The sequence below is a fragment of the Paenibacillus lactis genome (assembly GCF_017873605.1).
Lineage (GTDB): Bacteria > Bacillota > Bacilli > Paenibacillales > Paenibacillaceae > Paenibacillus_AQ > Paenibacillus_AQ lactis.
Genome location: NZ_JAGGKI010000008.1, coordinates 127,557 through 146,534, shown reverse-complemented (window position 1 = coordinate 146,534; position 18,978 = coordinate 127,557). Strand labels below are relative to the sequence as shown.

Annotated in this window: 17 protein-coding genes; 9 read left to right on the top strand and 8 right to left on the bottom strand. The window is 53.2% G+C overall.

Annotation, left to right across the window (positions count from 1 at the left end; all coding sequences use genetic code 11):
* The first annotated feature begins 332 nt into the window (after positions 1–332).
* Positions 333–518, top strand: coding sequence for a hypothetical protein (locus tag J2Z18_RS16340; RefSeq protein ID WP_007127599.1), 186 nt, complete (start codon positions 333–335; stop codon positions 516–518).
* A 260-nt stretch (positions 519–778) separates the two neighbouring features.
* Here J2Z18_RS16340 and J2Z18_RS16335 read toward each other — a convergent pair whose 3' ends face one another.
* Entirely contained in the window at positions 779–2,029 is a 1,251-nt protein-coding gene (locus J2Z18_RS16335; protein WP_245256032.1) for a right-handed parallel beta-helix repeat-containing protein, read from the bottom strand.
* A gap of 343 nt (positions 2,030–2,372) precedes the next feature.
* Between J2Z18_RS16335 and J2Z18_RS16330 the strand changes: the two genes are divergently transcribed.
* A complete protein-coding gene (locus J2Z18_RS16330; RefSeq protein WP_028406065.1) occupies positions 2,373–2,822 on the top strand; it encodes a DUF1569 domain-containing protein in 450 nt (149 codons plus the stop codon).
* Positions 2,823–3,066: 244 nt separating this feature from the next.
* Here J2Z18_RS16330 and J2Z18_RS16325 read toward each other — a convergent pair whose 3' ends face one another.
* From J2Z18_RS16325 to J2Z18_RS16305, 5 genes are all read right to left on the bottom strand, one after another.
* Positions 3,067–3,966 (bottom strand): carbohydrate ABC transporter permease, encoded by a 900-nt coding sequence (locus J2Z18_RS16325; RefSeq protein WP_210095028.1) that lies wholly within the window; start codon positions 3,964–3,966, stop codon positions 3,067–3,069.
* 24 nt (positions 3,967–3,990) lie between these two features.
* Complete coding sequence (locus J2Z18_RS16320) at positions 3,991–4,902, bottom strand: ABC transporter permease (RefSeq protein WP_210095027.1); 912 nt, start codon at positions 4,900–4,902, stop codon at positions 3,991–3,993.
* Positions 4,903–4,981: 79 nt separating this feature from the next.
* On the bottom strand, positions 4,982–6,598 hold the full coding sequence (locus J2Z18_RS16315; RefSeq protein WP_028406062.1) for an ABC transporter substrate-binding protein: 1,617 nt from the start codon (positions 6,596–6,598) through the stop codon (positions 4,982–4,984).
* Positions 6,599–6,953: 355 nt separating this feature from the next.
* The gene (locus J2Z18_RS16310) at positions 6,954–9,410 is read right to left on the bottom strand and encodes an AraC family transcriptional regulator (protein ID WP_210095026.1); all 2,457 of its coding nucleotides are present in this window, start codon (positions 9,408–9,410) and stop codon (positions 6,954–6,956) included.
* Between the two features lie 134 nt (positions 9,411–9,544).
* Positions 9,545–9,973, bottom strand: coding sequence for a winged helix-turn-helix transcriptional regulator (locus tag J2Z18_RS16305; protein ID WP_007127592.1), 429 nt, complete (start codon positions 9,971–9,973; stop codon positions 9,545–9,547).
* 210 nt (positions 9,974–10,183) lie between these two features.
* Here J2Z18_RS16305 and J2Z18_RS16300 point away from each other — a divergent pair, with 210 nt between their 5' ends.
* From J2Z18_RS16300 to J2Z18_RS16285, 4 genes are all read left to right on the top strand, one after another.
* Complete coding sequence (locus tag J2Z18_RS16300; protein WP_007127591.1) at positions 10,184–11,356, top strand: MFS transporter; 1,173 nt, start codon at positions 10,184–10,186, stop codon at positions 11,354–11,356.
* Positions 11,357–11,604: 248 nt separating this feature from the next.
* Entirely contained in the window at positions 11,605–12,351 is a 747-nt protein-coding gene (locus J2Z18_RS16295) for a cupin domain-containing protein (protein ID WP_007127590.1), read from the top strand.
* Between the two features lie 171 nt (positions 12,352–12,522).
* Positions 12,523–13,884, top strand: a complete 1,362-nt coding sequence (locus J2Z18_RS16290) for a dipeptidase (RefSeq protein WP_007127589.1) — start codon at positions 12,523–12,525, stop codon at positions 13,882–13,884.
* Between the two features lie 352 nt (positions 13,885–14,236).
* On the top strand, positions 14,237–15,376 hold the full coding sequence (locus J2Z18_RS16285; RefSeq protein WP_007127587.1) for a zinc-dependent alcohol dehydrogenase: 1,140 nt from the start codon (positions 14,237–14,239) through the stop codon (positions 15,374–15,376).
* A 123-nt stretch (positions 15,377–15,499) separates the two neighbouring features.
* Here J2Z18_RS16285 and J2Z18_RS16280 read toward each other — a convergent pair whose 3' ends face one another.
* Positions 15,500–15,862 carry a VOC family protein gene (locus J2Z18_RS16280; RefSeq protein WP_007127586.1) on the bottom strand — a complete coding sequence of 121 codons (363 nt, stop codon included), beginning with the start codon at positions 15,860–15,862 and terminating at the stop codon, positions 15,500–15,502.
* Positions 15,863–16,035: 173 nt separating this feature from the next.
* On the opposite strand from J2Z18_RS16280, the gene J2Z18_RS16275 reads away from it, so the two are divergent.
* From J2Z18_RS16275 to J2Z18_RS16265, 3 genes are all read left to right on the top strand, one after another.
* The gene (locus J2Z18_RS16275; RefSeq protein WP_007127585.1) at positions 16,036–16,530 is read left to right on the top strand and encodes a DinB family protein; all 495 of its coding nucleotides are present in this window, start codon (positions 16,036–16,038) and stop codon (positions 16,528–16,530) included.
* Between the two features lie 177 nt (positions 16,531–16,707).
* Positions 16,708–17,700, top strand: a complete 993-nt coding sequence (locus J2Z18_RS16270; protein ID WP_007127584.1) for a helix-turn-helix transcriptional regulator — start codon at positions 16,708–16,710, stop codon at positions 17,698–17,700.
* A 5-nt stretch (positions 17,701–17,705) separates the two neighbouring features.
* Positions 17,706–18,008, top strand: a complete 303-nt coding sequence (locus tag J2Z18_RS16265; RefSeq protein WP_007127583.1) for a putative quinol monooxygenase — start codon at positions 17,706–17,708, stop codon at positions 18,006–18,008.
* Between the two features lie 116 nt (positions 18,009–18,124).
* Here the strand turns inward: J2Z18_RS16265 and J2Z18_RS16260 are convergent, their stop codons facing one another.
* Positions 18,125–18,952: an AraC family transcriptional regulator gene (locus tag J2Z18_RS16260; protein ID WP_210095025.1), complete on the bottom strand. Its 828-nt coding sequence runs from the start codon at positions 18,950–18,952 to the stop codon at positions 18,125–18,127.
* Between the last annotated feature and the right edge of the window lie 26 nt (positions 18,953–18,978).

Genomic DNA, 18,978 nt, shown 5'->3' with positions numbered 1-18,978 from the left:
CGGCTTGGTTGTTGTTCGAGCGGAGCCTGAAGAGGATACGGGCTTGATTCACGAAGCAGAGTATGGCAGACGGTGCGGGTTAGTCCTTTCAAAGAGGAGCCCGGTAGACTATACTGCCTAGTCTTCTCCGGGCGGAGTTCCGCTATCGCAACAGGAGCATCGCCCCGCGATGCTCCTGTTGTTTTTTTGCGTCAAAATCAATCTACAATTTTATCATGCCTCCTATCTGTCTCTCATTATTAAGCAATGGCCGAACCGCAGCGTAAATCAACGGCCAACGTGGCATAAATTTATTGTTTACAAGGGAATACTGTTCCTAAAGGGGGTCCATCATGGAAAAGATCAACAGCTGGCTTAGTCAAATGGCTCACAATTATTTGCTGATTGTTATTGCAGCCATCCTCTTTTTCGGCATAAAATCCGTTATTGGTGTCATAACTTACAGGCACTACAATAAAGAATTGCAGCATTTGCACAAAAAACTGGACTCTCTATTAAAAAAGACCTCCGAAGATTGAGGTATAGCTGTTCGGTTTCTTATTTCTAAATGAGTCCGTGCACCGGCAGCTTCTCCTGATCCCTACAAGCGCAGCTGATCCCCTCCCTCCTATACCCATGCTCATCATCCAACACGAACCTTCACATTCTGTCACGACGCTTCCAATATTAAAATTCACATTTTATAAAAGATCATTGGGAGAGCAACCGATGGCCAATCGTCCGAGCGTCGTTGCTGAGCCCTTGCTGGAGTCATCGTTACAACGCTTGACCCTGTCAATCATGGCGCAACCGTCACGTTCCCCTTGTACATATTGCCGACCGGGCTTCTCGTATTCTGGGAGGCTGTGGCCGATGTATTACCATAGGCTGCGATGACATAAACGTCCGGATCGGACAGAAACACCGTGTTATTGGAGAATTCGTTGCTGATTCCCCATCCCGGTACAATTTCATGAAGCTGAAAGGCATCCACAATGACGCTGTTTCCATTCTGGTAAGCGGTATTATTCCGGATTATGGCCCCGCTCCCTTTCACATCCACGAAGCTGTCGGCATAATTCGCTCCACTGATTCCCTCGCCGTAAAAGGTGCAATTCTCGACCAGCGTCCCGATCGATCTTTCCTTAATGTCAATATGCTCGGCTGTAATGTTCGGGCCGAAAATGACGCCCCGGATCGTATTGTAATGCGTATTCTGGTCATATGACGCACCTTCCGCCGAACCGACGTAAACCCCCTCGCCAAAGCCCGGGCCGGTTTTGCCGGTATTGTATATCCGCGAGTTTTCAATGGTGCTGTATGAAGTGCCGTCCCGGAAATGCACGGCTTCGTAGCCGATGTTAAAGACCTCTACGCCGGAAACCAGCGTGTGGTTCGAATGATCAAGCAATATGCCCTTTTGGGCGTTCGTCAGCTTCAGATTACGGATGATCCAATGGTCTCCCCGGACCCGAAGTGCGTAGCCGGAGCCGGCGGAATATCCGGAAATGACCGCCGGGTTCGCGGCATCCCGGCTTTCGATGACGATGGGCTGCTCCGAGGTCCCGCCTGCATCCGAGGAGAAGCTTCCCGTGTAGGTGCCAGGCTCCAGGACGATCCGGCCGCCTGGAACGGCATTTTTCAACGCACTGTGCAGACAGGAAGACGATGCGCAAGAAGTATCGTTAGATGCGGAATGGGGTTCAGGTTCAAACCTACCGTCTTCATCACGTCCTCCCCCGTTTCCGCAAGTCTCTCGGGCATCCCATACTCCCCAAGAAGCGCTCGTTCCCGGCTCCTCGCCCGTTGTCCACCATCTTGCTGTCCAGAGCTTGCCTTGATGCGACACCTCGCTGTCTCCGCTGTAGGTAGCCGTCGCTTCCCACGGAGCTGCGGAACATGTTGCCGGCCTGGCCGCTTCTGCGCTAAACGCATCGGCCTGCTTTACCGTTGTGAATTCAGACAGGCCAAGGCTGCTGATCGAGACCATCAGCAATCCGATCAAGGCCAGCTGCCGCAGCCCTCTTTTCACCATACATAATTGGATCATCGGAATATCCTCCTCATGGTTAGTTTTCCATCTTTCTTTCGATTAAGATTGCCTTTACCATTGTAATGAGGAGAGCTTGGTCTCTATTCGATCTGTCATATCATCTAAAAAGGTTCTTCGGACCAAGATAAGCACCCACCCGAACAAGATAGACCCAACAGAAACCAGCCGATGCAGTAACCCCGGGGCAGCATCATGACTCTAAAACTGACGTGAATCATCGTGAGATACAGCAATCGGAAAGAAATCGGTCTTTAAATGAATTGGTATAATGGTTTCCGAGATTGAGTCGGCCTCAGGAAAGCCCTGTGATTACACCTCGCCAATAAGGAGCAATCAAATCATGGAAACCATGTTCAATCAAGCCCATGTTAAAGAACTCATGAACCGTATCGACAATCTAAATCCGAGCTTACAACCGCAGTGGGGCAAAATGAACGTCGCCCAGATGCTAGCCCATTGTTCGGCTTTCCAGGATATCGCCATGGGGAATTCTTTCCCTCCTAGAGGCTGGCTGGGGATATTGATCGGCCGCTTTGTGAAACCGATGTTTTATAATGCGAAGCCCCCGGCTCGCAATATGTCCACGATCCCCAGCATAATCATTGCAGATGATCGCGATTTTGAGGTGGAAAAAGAAACTCTGAAGGGAAAAATCGTCCAGCTTCAGAAAGACGGGCCGGCGAAAATCACGCCGCACCCGCATCCCTTTTTCGGCAAGCTGACCGCCGAACAATGGGGAATTGGGTTATACAAGCACCTGGACCACCACTTAAAACAGTTCGGCGTTTAGGCGCCGTTTCACGACAGCAAGTCCCTTTTGAGGACTTGTGAGGTCCATGCGGCGCCGTTTCACGACAGCAAGTCCCTTTTCGGGACTTGTGAGGTCCATGCGGCGCTTTTTCACGACAGCAAGTCCCTTTTCGGGACTTGTGAAGCCCCTGCCGGCGCCTTGTCACTCCCCCGCGCCGCCTCTGGCAGCACGCACAAAAGCGTGCCGACCAGCCCCTGCGCTGCCCGGCACGCCTCTTCCACCGTTACCCTTTGATCGAACCGATCATGACGCCTTTTTCGAAATATTTCTGCATAAACGGATAAATGACCAAAATCGGAAGCGTCGAAACGATAATGACCCCGTACTTGATCTGATCCGCATACCGCTGAGCATATCCCCCCGCATCGCCGCCGGTGCCTGCCCCGTTGGCAAATACCTGATTGGACAACAGGATGTCCCGCAGGATGATCTGCAGCGGCTGCAGCTTCGTATCCCGAATATAGATCAGCGCTGTGAAGAAATCGTTCCAGTGCCCCACCAGATAATAGAGGGCGATGACCGACACCATCGCTTTGGACAGCGGCAGCGCCACTTTGAAAAAAAACGTGAAATGCGAGCAGCCGTCCATCACGGCCGCCTCGTGCAGCTCCTTCGGCAGAGACGTTTCGAAGAACGTCCTGGCGATGATGAGGTAAAACACATTCACCGAAAAAGGCAGGATGAACACCCAGATCGTATTGGTCAGCTGCAAATCCTTCATCAGCAGGTAAGTCGGAATCAGACCGCCATTGAAAAACATCGTCACCACGAAGAAGAACATGATGATCCGTCTCGCCCGGAATTCCCTCCGCGAAAGCACATACGCCGCCGGCAGCGTGAACAGCATGTTCACGAGCGTCCCGAATAACGTGTAAAACACCGTGTTCCGGTAGCCGGTCCAAATCCGCATATCCTTGAAAATTTCCTGATATCCGAAGAAGCTGATGTTTTTCGGAAAGAACAGCACTTTGCCTGTCGATACCAGCGTCGAATCACTGAAGGAAGCGATAACGATAAAATACAACGGGTATGCGATCAAAAGAAAAATAACGACACACAACAGGGCCAGGACGACCCTGAAGGCGAATTCTTTACCGGTGACCCGGGCACTTATGTGATCCATGGCCGTTCCTCCTCCCCTCTCTCATTAGAATAGGCTCGTATTGGACACGCGTTTCGAAATGGCGTTCATGGCAAACAGAAACACGAAATTGATCAAGGTATTGAACAGCCCGATGGCTGAAGCCAAGCTGAATTGGTTGGAGATAATGCCGATCTTGTACACATACGTCGCAATGACCTCGGATACCGGCAGGTTGAGAGCGTTTTGCATCAGGAATATTTTCTCGAAGCCGGTGCTGAGAATGCTGCCCATGCTGAGAATGAACAAAATGATGATCGTCGGCACGAGCGCGGGAATATCCACGTACCGGATCGTCTGCCAGCGGCTGGCGCCGTCCATTTTGGCCGCATCATAGAGCTGGGGGTCTACTGCGGACAACGCTGCCAGATAGATAATGCTGTTCCAGCCGCAATGCTGCCAAATATCCGAGAGCACGTAGACCGGGATAAAGGTCGAGGTTGAGGCCAGCAGATTGATATGTTCGAGCCCGATTGATTTCATGAAATGACCGACCACGCCGGTTTCCGAGGACAGCAGCACGTTGAGCATGCCCACGAGAACGATGACGGAAATAAAATGAGGCAAATATACCGTCGTCTGCATGAGCTTTTTCATTCGCTTTTTTCGAATCTGGTTCAGAATCAGCGCCAGAATAATCGGAGCCGGAAAGCCCAGAACAATCGAAGCCAGGCTGATAAGAAACGTATTGCGCATCAAATCCGTGAACAGATAACTGTCGATGAACTGCTCGAAATAAGCAAGCCCTCTCCATTCCCCGCCGGTGAGGCCTTTGGTGAAATCAAAATCCCGAAAGGCCAGCTGAATTCCGTACATGGGGATGTAGTTGAACACCAGAATGACGAGGATCGCCGGCAAAATCATAATCCATAATTGATAATCGCGTTTAAAGCTCTGAATGCCTTTGGGTGACCGCATGATATCCCTCCTTCGCAGCTAGGGGGAGGAGGCCATCTTCACCCGCTGAAAATGGCCTAGTCTCGCCCGTTATCCCCGATTAGTTCTTGCTCATGTATTCGTCGTAATATTTCTGCATGATCTCCAGGTTTTGATTGAGGCCGGCCTTCTCGCTTTCCTTCACGTAAGCATCCCATTCCGCTTCAATGCCGCCCTTGGTCACCCATTTGGCAAAGCTGGACTCGGCCAGATTCATGACGTTGGTGTTGTTAAGGCTCATCGTGTTGTTGTCCATCGTCGAATATTTAATGAACATGCCCGGAAAAACATCCTTCTCCGGATCGACCTCCAGCGCTTCGGCAAGCGGCTCCGATTGGCCGAGCACCTCCTGCATATCGGTACCGAGCGTCAGCTCCAGCGAATCCGGAATATAAAAAGCCCCGTTATCCGCCATCGTCGACGTCCATTTCCACGTGCCCGGGTCCATTTTGTCATCCGCCGGAGGCAGAACGCTGTATGTACCGTCCCCATTGTCTTTAATATTCGGCCCGATCGATCCGAACAGCACCTGCATCCCGACTTCCGGCGCGTACAGCTCGTTGATGAACCGCATCGCCGCTTCCTTCTGCTTGCTCTTTGCCGACATGACGATATGGTTCGTTCCGTAGTTGAGCGAGTAGTAGTCATAGCTCCAGGACAGCTCTCCGGCATAATCGGCCGTCGCCTTGAGCGGCGGCATGGACGCGTATTGCGACGCAAGCTGCTGTCCGAACCGATCGGAAGCCACCCAGCCCCAAGTAAAGCCGACCTTCGCCGTATCCCCTTCGCCCCGTGCAACGGACTGATACTTGGTATAGTCGTGCGTAAACACTTCCGGATTGATCAATCCCGCCCGATACAGCTTATGAAGGAACGCGACCATCATCTTGTAGCGCTCGTCCGTAAGATAATTCTTCACCTTGCCGTCTTCTACAAAATAGCCCTGCGGGCTCCCGTCCGTCAGTGTGATCCCCATGCTGCCAAGCATCACCGCCGGGTTGAAATATCCGCCGATGCCTCCCGGCCAATCCATCGGTATTTCGTCATTCGGGTCGCCGTTGCCATTGGCATCCTTCTCTTTGAACGCGACGAGCACCTCGTACAATTCGTCCCATGTCGTCGGCATTGTAAGCCCGAGCTCATCAAGCCACTTCTGGTTAATGAACTGACGGCTGGCCGAAGCGGGCCAGAAGCGTTGATATTTCGGAAGCCCGTAAATTTTCCCGTCGGGCTGGGTAGCGATGAGCTTCGTATCCGGCTTTTCGTTGAACATCTTCTGCACGTTCGGTGCCTGGTCAAGCATGCCGGACAAGTCCTGGAACAGTCCTTGGAACTGGGCGAAATCCGCGTCCGTGATCACATTCGGTCCGATGAACAAATCCGGAATGTCGCCGCTGGCCAGCATCGTTCCCTTCTTCTGTCCCCAATCGGCCGTAATTTCCTGCCATTCGATCTCCACCCCGGCGGCTTCTTCCACTTTCTGCAGCCACTCCATCTCAGCCAGCGGCTTTGTCAAAGCATGCTTGGTCATGATGGCCGTCAGCTTTACTTTTTTGTCTGAAGTGTTACCCGGTGGTTCGGCTGAATCGTCCGTTCCGCTTCCGGAACCGCTGCATCCGGCCATCAGCATCGCCATGACCAAGAAGAGTGAGATGTAAACGTTTACTCTTTTCCGCATTGTTCTACCTCCAGCTATTTATTTGCAGCATCCAATCCCTCTCGGGTTTTTGCCGCAGCTTTGCTTGCCCTGATCGGACACCTATGACTCTAAATGGAGGCGGGAAGCCGCGTAAACGGGCAGTATTTTACCGATACGCATTTTTTGAAAGCGCTTATATCGCCAAAGAAGAGGCAAATCAGGGATCTGCCTCTCTATGCGGACATTCAAAATTTGTAGATATTCAAAAATTGTCAGCTGCATGCCGCGTCGTCCGAGCGAATATGAGCGTCCAGCAGCCATTATTTCAGCGCGCGCCGGGAGAGAATCGCGTGCCTAGCGTCCTTTGGGCGGACAGGCTCAACGCCATCGGTCCTCATGCATCTTTGTGAGTATTCCGGTATTGCCCCGGCGTGGTGCCCATGATTTTTTTAAAGGCCCGGATAAAGCTCGAGGTATTGGTGTATCCCGACTTCTGAGCGATGGACTCCAACGTTTCGTCAGTCTCCCGCAGCAGCTGAATCGATGTTTGAATGCGAAGCCGCTCGATGTATTCCTTGAAATTTTGTCCCATCGTTTTCTTGAAATGGTGGCTGAAATTCGATACGGACATGCCGAAGTGGTCAGCCATCAGCTGCAGGGAGCAGCTCGGATCCAACCCTTTTTCATCGATGACCGCCAGGATCTCTTCCCGTGTCGCCGTACGTGCGGCAGGGACCGTGTCCCGGATGAATTCGCACAGCTTCAAGCTGCTCTCGCGAATAATTCCGATCATTTGCTCCATGGTATAACGCGGCTTGAAGGCTGCGTCTGTCAGCCGCAGCAGGGTTTGATCTTCGCGGCGGAAGCGCTGCAGGCCGTTGATGATGACGGTCACCGTGTTTAAATACACGCTTCGGATCATATGCGGCGGCATGCCGTCACTGCGGATATACCCGATCAGCCGTTCGGTCAAGCCGGCCACCATCTCGGGCTCGTTCTTCAGGATGGAGAGCTCCAGCGACTGCAGCATCTCGGCTACGTAAGAGACGGCGCCCGAATGCGTTGCTCCGATCTCGTCAAAGGTCAGCACCGGCGCTGTTTCGCGAACCCGCACATGCTCCACCGTCCGGAGCGCCTGCAAATATGACGTTTGCGCCGCCCTCGGGCAGCGGTAATCTCCCGGCCTGCCAATACCGATCATCACCCGGGTCCCCTCTGCGCCGACGAGCTCCTCCTGAAGCTGCGTCAAAAAAGCTTGAAGCGGAAAGCTCGGTGGATGAGCGCAAATCAGGACGATTTCATGATGATACACGCTTCTGCAAAAATATCCGTTCACGCCGTCAGGCCAGCGATCCTCGGCTTGCCTGCAGAAATCCGCCGCAGTATTGAACTCTTCCTCGGATTCGCACGCCAGCACGGCCACCGTAAGAATGGTACCGCCAGGCAGAGCCGGATCGCCCCCCTGCATCGTCTCAAGAACCGAAGCAGCAGGCGATGATGCTTCTTGGGCTGGGTCGACCGGCACAGCAGCAGGTGGTGCTTCTTGGGCCGGGTCGATCGGAGATGGAGGATCGTGAAATGGGGAGCCCTGAGGCTTGGTTTCGCTGCCTGGCTGGGAACCGTCAAACGCGACTCCGACCTTGTCCGCCTCCTGCGCGAACGCCTCCCATGTCCCGTATTGCCCGACGACGAGCCCGAACAGAATATTGTCCCGCATAATCGGCAACGTTCCCTTCACCCTCTCGTCAAGTCTGCTGTTGGCGGCGGACAGCTCGTTTAGCGTATAGCGGATCGTATCGATCTCATTCATGGGCCTTCGCTGCTGCGGCTCGAACAAGCTGACCGCCACATCGACAAGGCGCTTGATCGGATGATAATTTTTGCGGATGGATATGTAGACCACGATAACCTCAAGCAGCAAAACAAGCCCGACGAGGAGGGCCGTGTTCCATTGGATGGTCCGAAGGCCCTGCAGCGATTCCGACACCGGAATCAGGCTCACATATTTCCAACCGTTCTTATCCGATACCGACGTCGAGACGAGATACGAAATCCCGTTGATCCGCTCAATTCCGGATGTGGCCCCCGGGTCTGCTCCCATGCCCTTTACGAGCGCCGACATATCATCGGACGCCTCGTAGATCTTCTTGTTTGAAGCGACAAGAGGCCGTCCTTCATTGTCAAAAATAAAAAAATCCCCGGTATAAATTTCGGACACCGACCGCATCATCCGAAGGATCGTGTCCTCCCGGACCATAATAAGGACGGCGCCCGGGGAATTGGAGCCGCCGACCGGGAGCGGCTGAAGAAAGGTTAGCAGCCTCAGCCGGTTATGGCCGGGAATAATGACGTTCTCCACCGGGCGCACGATGGGCTGGTTTAATGTGTTCAGCGTGTCCACCATCTCCTCATGCGGCCAGTCCTCATAATAGAATCCCACGCCAGGTATCGCCAAATCCTGCACGCTGTATGCGCTTCCAGTCTTGGAAAACAAATAACCGATGTTCTTCACATACAGCAGCGTGTTGTAGATAAAGGCATCGGTTGCGTTGTATTTTTTCATTTCATTAGCAATGAGCACGCGCTGATAGTCGCTCTCCTCCGCCTTGTACATCCTGAATTCGCGGTTCTGGACAAGCTCGTGCGGCAGGTTATACACATACCGCGTGAACGTATCCATTGAGGTCATGAACTGCTCGGTAATATGCGCATTCCAGTCCAGCTCCTTCTCCTTTACGACATCGGCGGAATATGGGTAGTAATAGAACAAAATCATGGCAATCGGAAACAACAGCACAAGAAAATAGGAAATCAGCAGTTTGGTCAGCAGGTTGGCTTTCGGCTTTCCCAATCCGTCATTTCACCTCCAGTGTTCTCACATACTTGAAAAAGTTATATATAAGAATACGAAATTTTCATAAAAAAGAAAACTCAATTCCTGGGGTGACATCCCGTGAATTGAGCTTGTTTCCGGCTGCCTGCCGGTTAGGTTTGGGTCTGCCGAAGCGGCTCGGCTCCCCATTTCTTGGCCCAGCGCTCCATTGCCGTCAATGAATCCAAGAAATCCATGCCTTTTGCCGTCAGGGCGTACTCCACCGACACCGGCACGGTCGGAATTACCGTCCGGGAGACGATCCCGGAAAGCTCCAGATGCCGCAGCACGTTGGTGAGGGACTGCGTCTTCACGACCGCGACGTCCCGATGAAGCTGGTTGAACCGTTTAGGTCCCTGCGCCAGCTGCGCGATGACGAGAAAGGCCCATTTTGCGCCGAGTATTTGTAGAACCGTGCAGATGTGCTTGAAATCGTACAGGTCCGAGTTTTCACCAGCCCCATGGTTATTTTGAGGCTGATGAATTTGCTCTTGCTCAGCATGGCTTTCTGTTCCCTGAACCTCATTCCTTAACATGCTCACTGCTTCATTCCTCCTCTCAAACTTACTAATCGTTAGTTAATCAAACAAGTTGGATAATATCTATTTTATTTGCCTTCTTACATAATATATGGGGCTTACTTATAATACAAACACAAAGAGATCTCGCGTATGTTAAACATCCGAATCGGCATGTGCTAGCCATGATCCGGTAAACTCGGATATTCCACAAAGCTGAAGGGATGGATTCGAATGAACCGACTCACAATGTATTTGGTTACGCTCGGGGTGTTTTTAACCGCTACCTCCGAGCTGGTTGTCTCCGGCATCTTATACCCCATATCGGAGGATCTGCATATTTCGCTTGCGCTCGCCGGCCAATTGATTACGGCCTATTCGCTTTCTTTTGCCATCGGAACACCGATCCTGGTGTCCCTTACCGCACGCATGGACCGAAAAAAGGTGCTGCTTGGCTCGCTCCTGGTATATATCGCCGGAAGCCTCGTTTCCTTTGCCAGCCATGACATATGGCTGCTAATGGGATCCCGGGTCCTGCTGGGCGTGAGCTCGGGCGTATATCTGGTGTCGGCCATGGGAGCGGCCGCTAAGCTGACGCCTCCTGAGCATCTCGGCCGTGCCATCGGAACGATCGTTCTCGGCTTCAGCAGCGCCATGGTGCTTGGGGTTCCGATCGGCATAATGATCGCAAATGCGTTAAGCTGGCAGGCCATCTTCCTGCTGCTGGCCCTGCTCAGCCTGCTGATTGTTTTCCTTCTCGCGCGTCTCCTGCCTAATGTGGAAGGAGATGAGCCGGTACCGTTTCATCAGCAGTTCAAGGTCCTCGGCAGCGTCGTCATTGTCAGCGCCCTGCTCCTTACGCTATTCCGGGAATCCGGCAATTCGGTGTTATTTACCTTCATTGCGGCATTTCTGCAGGATATCTTCCGGATTCCTCCAGCAGGAATCAGCATCGTCATGCTCGTGTTTGGCGTTTTGGGCGCCGTCGGCGCAAAGCTTGGAGGATATGGCGTGGACCGGTTCGGCGCTTCCAAAGTCATCATCGCCAGCATGATGATCCACATCGGGGTATTCGCCATTCTCCCGCTCTTGCACTCCCCTCTGATCGGCCTTCCCTTCATCGGCATGATGGTCATCTCGATGTTTGCTGCGGGTCCGGCCGTACAGAGCTATTTCATCCAGCAGGCCCCGGGCTCTCCGAACCTGATCTTGAGCTTGAACACGTCTATCATTCACCTTGGTCTTGCGGCTGGCGCAGGCGCCGGCGGCTTCATGGTCAACGCATCCTCCACGCTCCAATACCACCCATGGCTCGGGGCGCTTGTGCTTGCGCTTGGCCTGGCAGCAGGGCTGGTCAGCTTTTCCGCCGGGAGAAGAAAGCCGCTGTCCGAATCGCCAGCCGCCTGATTAACAGGCGCGTTAGGAGACGGCTCGCAGTGATTTATGAAAGCGAAAGCTGTGGTTCATGAAAGCGAGAGCCGTCTTTCGGTTTGAAAAAGACACGAGCCGCTCCGTCATATTTATGGCTTTATCTCAAAGCAATCCGCCATTTAGCCTGCAGCCTCGTAAAAAATGGGCTCACGCCCTTCTGTCCACCGTCATACCGTATTTTATAGGTTCATGCCTACTCCGAAAAAAGAAGGGCGGAAGCAGCTATGGCAGTGTCTTATATGGATTTCACTTCGCCGTCTGTACGGTTTACTTACGACGTCAACCAAAACCGATTTTTCACGAAGGATAGCCAGAACTTTATCAATTCCCTATCCATCAATCAATTGAATACGCTTGGCAATGCCTCGCTGCTGGATATCTATCTCAGCAGGGGCAATGTCGTGGAGCCGCACATCCACCAGAACGCATCCGAATTAGTGTATGCCGTCACGGGCGCGGCAACGGTCTCCATAATCAACCCGTTTACGAAGGAGCTGTTGAATTTTCCGATTACGCCGGGTCAGGTCGCCCTCGTGCCTCAAGGCTGGTGGCATTACGAAATCGCTACGGCTGACGATACGCATTTATTGGCCATCTTTGACGCTCCGGTTCCGGAGTTCATCGGCGGGTCCGATCTTCTGCGGCTGACACCGGCCAGCGTCTTCGCGCACACGTACTGCCTGAATGAGGCGAAAGTGAAAGAAACCCTTGCGCCAATTAAGGATACGGTCGTGATCGGCCCGCCGAAAGACTGCCCGAACCAAGGGCAGGTTCAGGGCGAAATGATTCAGCAGCATTTTAAACGCGATTATTACGATATGTTTCAACAGCAGCAGGAGCAGCTGCTCGAGCAGCAAGAGCGCCATTTCCAGCATCAGTTTCAACACTCCTCCGGGCGGCAGCCGCAGGAGCAGCTCCCCCGTCGTCAGGTCATCGGAAACGGCTGGGATATTTTTGCCGAGGAATTCTAATCAGGGCTTCACAAGACGGGATACGCCGCGGAAATGCGGGCGTATCCTTTGCTTCTGTCCCAGCCAATGGCATCCTTCTTCCGCCTCATATTTCGCATTCGCCGAAAAACGGTTAGAATAAGAAGATACGGCATCTTTCGAATGCCAATGTAAATCGAAGGAGGAACCATCATGAGCGTTGATTATAAAGCGTATTTCGCTGAACACCGGGAGACTCATCTTAACGAACTGAAAGAATGGCTGTCGATCCCGAGCATCTCGGCCCTGTCCGAGCATAAAGGCGATGTTGCTAAAGCTGCGGAATGGCTTGCAGGCAAGCTGACCGAGGCGGGACTCGAGCATGTTGAAATTCACCAGACGGACGGACACCCGATCATTACCGCCGATTATCTCCACGCGGAAGGAAAGCCGACCCTGCTGATTTACGGCCATTACGACGTCCAGCCCGTTGATCCGCTTCACCTGTGGGAGACGCCGCCGTTTGAGCCTGCGATACGGAACGGCAAGCTGTACGCACGCGGAGCTACCGACGACAAGGGCCAGTTGTTTCTGCATGTTAAGGCGGTCGAAGCCATTTTAAAGCAGGAGAAGGAGCTGCCTGTCAATATTAAGTTCTGTATCGAAGGGGAGGAGGAGGTATCCAGCCCGAACCTGCCGCTGTATCTCGATAACAACAAGGACAAGCTGGCTGCCGATGCGATTCTGATCTCGGACACTTCCCTGCTTGCTCCGGGCAAGCCTGCGATCTCGACCGGCCTTCGCGGATTATGCTCCCTCGAGCTGTCTCTTGAAACAGCCAACACCGATCTTCATTCCGGTACATACGGCGGCGGCGTGCCGAACGCCCTGCATGCGATGGTGTCCTTGCTGGCATCGCTTCATGACGAGCAAGGCCGCGTCGCGGTTGACGGCTTTTACGACGGCGTGCTTGAGCTTTCCCCTGAAATGCGCGAGGAATTCGCCAAGCAGGAGTTTGACGAAGAGAAGCTGAAGAAGGATCTCGGGCTGGATTCCCTCTACGGCGAAGAAGGCTTCTCCTTCGTGGAACGCGTCGGCGCGCGCCCAACGCTTGAGCTGAACGGGGTATACGGCGGATTCCAGGGCGAAGGCAGCAAGACGGTCATTCCGAGGGAAGCTCATGCGAAAATCACCTGCCGTCTGGTGGCCAACCAGGATCCGCAGGCTGTTCTCGACGCGATCGAGAAGCATCTGCATGCCCACACCCCGGTCGGCGCCAAGATTACCTTCAAGCCGAAGGAAAAGGCATTCGCCTTCAACATCGATCCGACCCATCCGATGCTGCAGAAAGCCGCAGACGCCTTCGAGAACGTGTACGGCACACGCGCGCTGTTCACGAAAGACGGAGGATCGATTCCGATCGTCGAGAAGCTGTCCAGCACGCTGAACGCCCCTGCCGTGATGATGGGCTTTGGCTTGCCGGATGAGAATCTGCATGCGCCGAACGAACATTTTAATTTGGAAAATTTCGATAAAGGCTTGCTGACGATCGTGGAGTATATGAAGCTGGTTTAATTATGCGCAATGCTTGCCAGCCTTTGCCAGCATCCTATACACAGTCACACATCTGAACGAACGCATAAAGAGCACGGATTGTCCCACCGGGGCATCCGTGTTTTTGTTTTTTCCCGCTTTTTTACAAACCGATGAGGTGCCCATGCCGATCGTATCGTATACGAAAGCAGTACGTTTTAGCCAAAACGTGCAGGCCGCCCCATGATATGCACGTATGGAACAATCATGCAGGGGCATGATAATGGCCAGAGGCAGATTCAAAATAATCTCCTGCCGACTTGGCAGTTCGTTTCTATATGTACATATCGGGTATTAGATTTCCGAGTGCATCTTGATTAAGGAGGGATTCTTGATGAGAGCAGTTACGTTTCAGGGAGCCAAGGACATTCAAGTGAAGCAGGTGGAGGCTCCATCCATCCAAACCGAGGACGATATCATCGTTCGAATTACATCGACGGCGATTTGCGGCTCGGATCTTCATATTTATCTAGGGGGTATGCCGGCGGCGAAGGATTATGTCATCGGGCATGAGCCCATGGGGATCGTGGAGGAAGTCGGCTCCAACGTAACCCGCGTCAAAAAAGGGGACCGGGTCGTGATTCCGTTCAACGTATCATGCGGACACTGCTATTACTGCAATCACGATATGGAGAGTCAATGCGACAGGTCCAACGGCAATCCGGATGTCCATTCCGGCGGATACCTCGGCTTCACCGCGCGCTACGGGAATTATCCCGGCGGCCAAGCCGAATATTTACGGGTGCCTTACGGGAATTTCATGCCTCTGGTCATTCCGGAATCGTGCGAGCTTGAGGATGAAGCGCTGCTCCTCCTCTCCGATGTGCTGCCCACCGCTTACTGGAGCGTTGAAAATGCCGGCGTCAAACCGGGTGATACGGTAACGGTGCTGGGCTGCGGGCCTGTCGGACTGATGGTCCAGAAGTTCGCCTGGATGAAGGGAGCGAAGCGGGTCATTGCCATCGACCGAGTGCCCTACCGTCTGGATAAGGCCAAGCGAATGAACCAGGCTGAAGTCTATAATTTCGAGGACTACGATGATATGGGCTTGTATATTCGCGAAATCACGAAAGGCGGTACCGATATCGTCATTGATTGCGTCGGTATGGACGGCAAAAAAACGGCGATGGAGGCCATCGGCCAAAAGCTGAAGCTCCAGGGCGGCACGCTGAGCGCCATCGACATCGCCATCGAAGCGGTCCGGAAATTCGGGACCATACAGCTTACCGGCGTGTACGGATCTTTATACAATATGTTCCCGCTGGGTCATATTTTCGAACGAAACATCACGCTCACGATGGGGCAAGCGCCCGTCATACACTATATGCCGGAGCTGTTCAAGAAAATCACGGCCGGGGAGATCGATCCGACCGAGATTATCTCCCACCGCTTTCCGCTTGAGAAAGCCAGCGAAGCCTACCGGATTTTCTATGAGCATGAGGACGACTGCACCAAAGTGGTCCTGAAGCCTTGACCATAAGCCTGCTATCCAATGTCAAATGTTACAGCCAAGTTTCCCCGGCCTTTTCGGAAGGTCGCGGGACCGCTTGGCTTTTTATTGTTTTTTTCGGAATCCCCCGCTCTCTACGCTACGATCCTATGGCTTCGGATTAACCCGAAGGATCGTCCCGCACGGATCCGAGATCCAGAACCCCTTCGAATTTTCGTAAATTTCCACTTCGTCCCGCCGATCAACGCCCTGCTCCCGCAAGTAGTCCTTCGCAAGTTCCGGATCATTCGCTTGCACTTCCAGCCACACATCGTTCTGAGGATAGGAGTCCTTGCAATCGAGCCAGAGCGTGTTCGGGCCCAGGCTAAACGCGTGGGATTCGTCCTTGAACCCCAAATACGGAAGCTTCAAAACGTCCCGGTAAAACCTTACGGTTTCCTCGTATTTGAATTTCGGAATTTTCAGTGCAATATTGTTGCCTCCGGTAAATTGAATATCTGCTGATGACATAATTTCGAGTCCCTCCCGCTTTTTTACAGTTATTATAGCACGCATCCTCCCGGTGAAATTCTTCCAGTTTGCCGAATTGCCTGTGCAAACAAAGAATCACTGACCGTAACTGTCAGGGATTCGGGAATATACTTGCCCTATGGATAACCCACTAAAAAAGCGAGGTTGGTTGAATGTTGAATATCGAGGATTTTTGCGAACTATGGACCAAAGAGGTTCAAATCACCGAGCGGGTAATGAACGCTTTGACCGATGAATCGCTGAAGCAGTCCATCACGGAACAGCACCGTTCCGTAGGGCAGCTCGCCTGGCATCTGGTCATGTCGATTCAGTATATGAGCATGCTCGGTTTGAGTTTTGAAGGCCCGTCGCGGGAGCAGCAAATTCCCGATTCCGCGAGCGTCATTCTGGAAAGCTACCGCGGGGTAAGCCGTGCCTTTTTGGATGCCGTGAAGTCTCAGTGGACGGAGCAGGATCTATACGTGTCGCATGATATCGCTGGAGAGGCATGGAGAAACGGAGAGTCATTGCAATTCCTCATCGTCCATCAAGCCCATCACCGCGGACAGATGACCGTGCTTATGCGGCAGGCAGGCATCCGGATACCTGAGCTTTACGGTCCGACCTATGATACCTGGATCGACAAGGGCATGGACCCGCTCGTCTAAAGACGATACAATCGATACAAGCGGGAGCGCCGTTCAGGATGTTGTACCCGATGAAAAGGCCACTAAGGGCATGAATTCGGAGCTGTGCTGCTTGAACGGCATTCCCCTTAATGGATCGGAAACCAAAAAGAGCCTCTACTGGCTTCCGGCATGATTCGCGAAAGGGGCTGTTCACCGATGGCTAAAGCCGATAATATGCTGTCCATCCTGTGGATGCTTCGATCGGGCAGAAAAATAACGGCTCAACAAATCGCTGATGAGCTGGAAATTCATATCCGCACGGTCTATCGCTGCATCGATTCCCTATGCGCCAGCGGGGCGCCGATCATTGCGGATTCGGGGCCGAACGGGGGCTACCGGCTGCTCGGAGCCTTTGCTGAATCCCCGCTCATGTTCGATGCGGACGAGCAGAAAGCGCTCGTGCATGCCTCCATTTTCGCAAGAGAAGCGGGTTATCCGTTTACGGAAGCCCTGGAGCGGGCCATCCATAAGCTGAAGCGCTATACGAACGAGGAGCAGCTTCATCAGATCGAGCTGCACGGCGGGGGCATCACTGTCCTTCAGCCCCCTGTCAGCCAAGAGATCCGGTCGCTGCTCCGAACGCTGGAGAATGCGTCGGCACATGGCATCACGCTGAAGATGACGTACTCCAAGGGAAGGGGGCAAGACGCATCTGTCCGGGAATTCGACCCGTACAGCATCGTCCATTGGAAGGGCCATTGGTATGCCGCCGGTTTTTGCCGATTACGCCAGGAGGTACGAAGCTTCCGCGTCGATCGCATGTCCGGGCTGGAGCTGACCGATCATCGTTTTGAGCGGCCGGATAACTTCTCGGCCAAGGATGTACTGCTCGGCGGTTTGATTCCGGATACCGGCAATGCGGAGAACTTGGAATACGTCATCATCCGGGGCCATGAGTTTACGCTGAACGAATTGTGCCAGCACTGGCTGTTCGGGCACACCCTGGTCAAGCGCCTGCCTGAAGAAGCTCATTTCCGGCTGGCCGCCGATTCCCTGATGTCGTATGTCCCCTACTTCCTGCTCCCTTATGGCAAAGCCCTGACCGTTCTCGAGCCGAGATCTCTGATCATGCGGCTGTGGGAGGTTGCGGGCGGCATGGCCCGGCATTACGAGGCATTGTTGACTGAAATGAAGACATACGAGGAGTGATACCCATGGAAAAATTCGCCATGTACGGAAAATTAATTGCCCATCCGGGCAAGCGCGACGAGCTGGCAGGCATTTTGCTTGAGGCTGCGGACATGCTGAGCGATAATGCGGACTGCGAGCTGTACATCGTCAATGTTTCGGACAGCGATCCGAATGCGGTATGGGTCACGGAATTATGGAGCAGCGCCGAGGCACATGCCGCTTCCCTTCAGGGAGCGGACACATCGGAGCTGCTGCAACGCGGCCGCAAGCTGATCGCCGGCGCGGAGCCCCTGAAGCTAAAACCGCTGGGCGGCAAAGGGCTGTAGGCATCCCCTGATCAGATGAACGTGACGCAAAAAAACAAGGTCAATCGGAGTACGTTCCGATTGGCCTAGTTTGTATTGCCTGCCCGGCAGCCGTTCGTCGCCGCTGCCATGGACGCTCAGATATTGTTTCGATATTCCGAAGGGCTGTAGCCCACCTCTTTACGGAATGTTTTCGAGAAATAATTCGCCGACTCGAAGCCGGTCGCATCGGCGATTTCCTTGATGCTGAGGCTTGTTGTCCGCAGCAGCAGCTTAGCGCGCTCCATCCGTTTGACGCTTAGATATTTTTGAGGCGTGATCCCGAAATGGCGCTTGAAGTATTTAATAAAGTAATTCGGATGCAAGTGCAAGGTTCCCGCCATCTGTTCCAGCGTGATCTCCTCGTGCAGATGATCTTTAACATACTGCTGCACCTTATTAAGACGTTCCATGTCCCCGGTCCGGTGCGAATGAATCTGCGGCTCCTGATCGGAGAACACCCTGGAGAGGATGTCCAGCATAACCGATTTCTCCTTCAAGCGGGCGGCAACGGTTTCGGTATGATGGGCATCCACCAGCTCTTGAAACAAATGCGACATCTCCAGCGGCTGTTCCAGATCGTAGCACCTAGGAACATCCAGCCATGAGAACACATCCGCATCGCCTACGGCGGCCGAGAAATGGCACCAGTATTTCAGAAACGGCCGGTCGCTGATGGTGGAATAGGATTGCTTCGTCCGGGCCGGCATCAGAATCAATTGGCCGGGCTTCGGATACAGCTCCTCCTTTCCGATTTTCACCCAGCCCTCCCCTTCCAGGATGAAATAGAGCTTATTATAGGACACGGTGTAATCCAGCTCTCTCCACTCCGGCCAGCATTGCGTCTTCTTCGCTTCCAAAATTTGAACCTGCATGTTTAAGAGCATCTGCTGAATCGCTTCTTGCTCGCTTCGTTCACTCTTCATCTTCCATGTTCCTTCAAAGTTATTAT

Excerpts from the sequence above, each read along its gene's own strand:
- J2Z18_RS16280 (WP_007127586.1), bottom strand. The coding sequence starts at position 15,862 with ATGTCATCAGCAGATATTCAATTTACCGGAGGCAACAATATTGCACTG.
- J2Z18_RS16290 (WP_007127589.1), top strand. The coding sequence starts at position 12,523 with ATGAGCGTTGATTATAAAGCGTATTTCGCTGAACACCGGGAGACTCAT.
- J2Z18_RS16270 (WP_007127584.1), top strand. The coding sequence starts at position 16,708 with ATGGCTAAAGCCGATAATATGCTGTCCATCCTGTGGATGCTTCGATCG.
- J2Z18_RS16315 (WP_028406062.1), bottom strand. The coding sequence starts at position 6,598 with ATGCGGAAAAGAGTAAACGTTTACATCTCACTCTTCTTGGTCATGGCG.
- J2Z18_RS16300 (WP_007127591.1), top strand. The coding sequence starts at position 10,184 with ATGAACCGACTCACAATGTATTTGGTTACGCTCGGGGTGTTTTTAACC.
- J2Z18_RS16260 (WP_210095025.1), bottom strand. The coding sequence starts at position 18,952 with ATGAAGAGTGAACGAAGCGAGCAAGAAGCGATTCAGCAGATGCTCTTA.
- J2Z18_RS16295 (WP_007127590.1), top strand. The coding sequence starts at position 11,605 with ATGGCAGTGTCTTATATGGATTTCACTTCGCCGTCTGTACGGTTTACT.
- J2Z18_RS16285 (WP_007127587.1), top strand. The coding sequence starts at position 14,237 with ATGAGAGCAGTTACGTTTCAGGGAGCCAAGGACATTCAAGTGAAGCAG.
- J2Z18_RS16275 (WP_007127585.1), top strand. The coding sequence starts at position 16,036 with ATGTTGAATATCGAGGATTTTTGCGAACTATGGACCAAAGAGGTTCAA.
- J2Z18_RS16340 (WP_007127599.1), top strand. The coding sequence starts at position 333 with ATGGAAAAGATCAACAGCTGGCTTAGTCAAATGGCTCACAATTATTTG.
- J2Z18_RS16265 (WP_007127583.1), top strand. The coding sequence starts at position 17,706 with ATGGAAAAATTCGCCATGTACGGAAAATTAATTGCCCATCCGGGCAAG.
- J2Z18_RS16335 (WP_245256032.1), bottom strand. The coding sequence starts at position 2,029 with ATGATCCAATTATGTATGGTGAAAAGAGGGCTGCGGCAGCTGGCCTTG.
- J2Z18_RS16320 (WP_210095027.1), bottom strand. The coding sequence starts at position 4,902 with ATGCGGTCACCCAAAGGCATTCAGAGCTTTAAACGCGATTATCAATTA.
- J2Z18_RS16325 (WP_210095028.1), bottom strand. The coding sequence starts at position 3,966 with ATGGATCACATAAGTGCCCGGGTCACCGGTAAAGAATTCGCCTTCAGG.
- J2Z18_RS16330 (WP_028406065.1), top strand. The coding sequence starts at position 2,373 with ATGGAAACCATGTTCAATCAAGCCCATGTTAAAGAACTCATGAACCGT.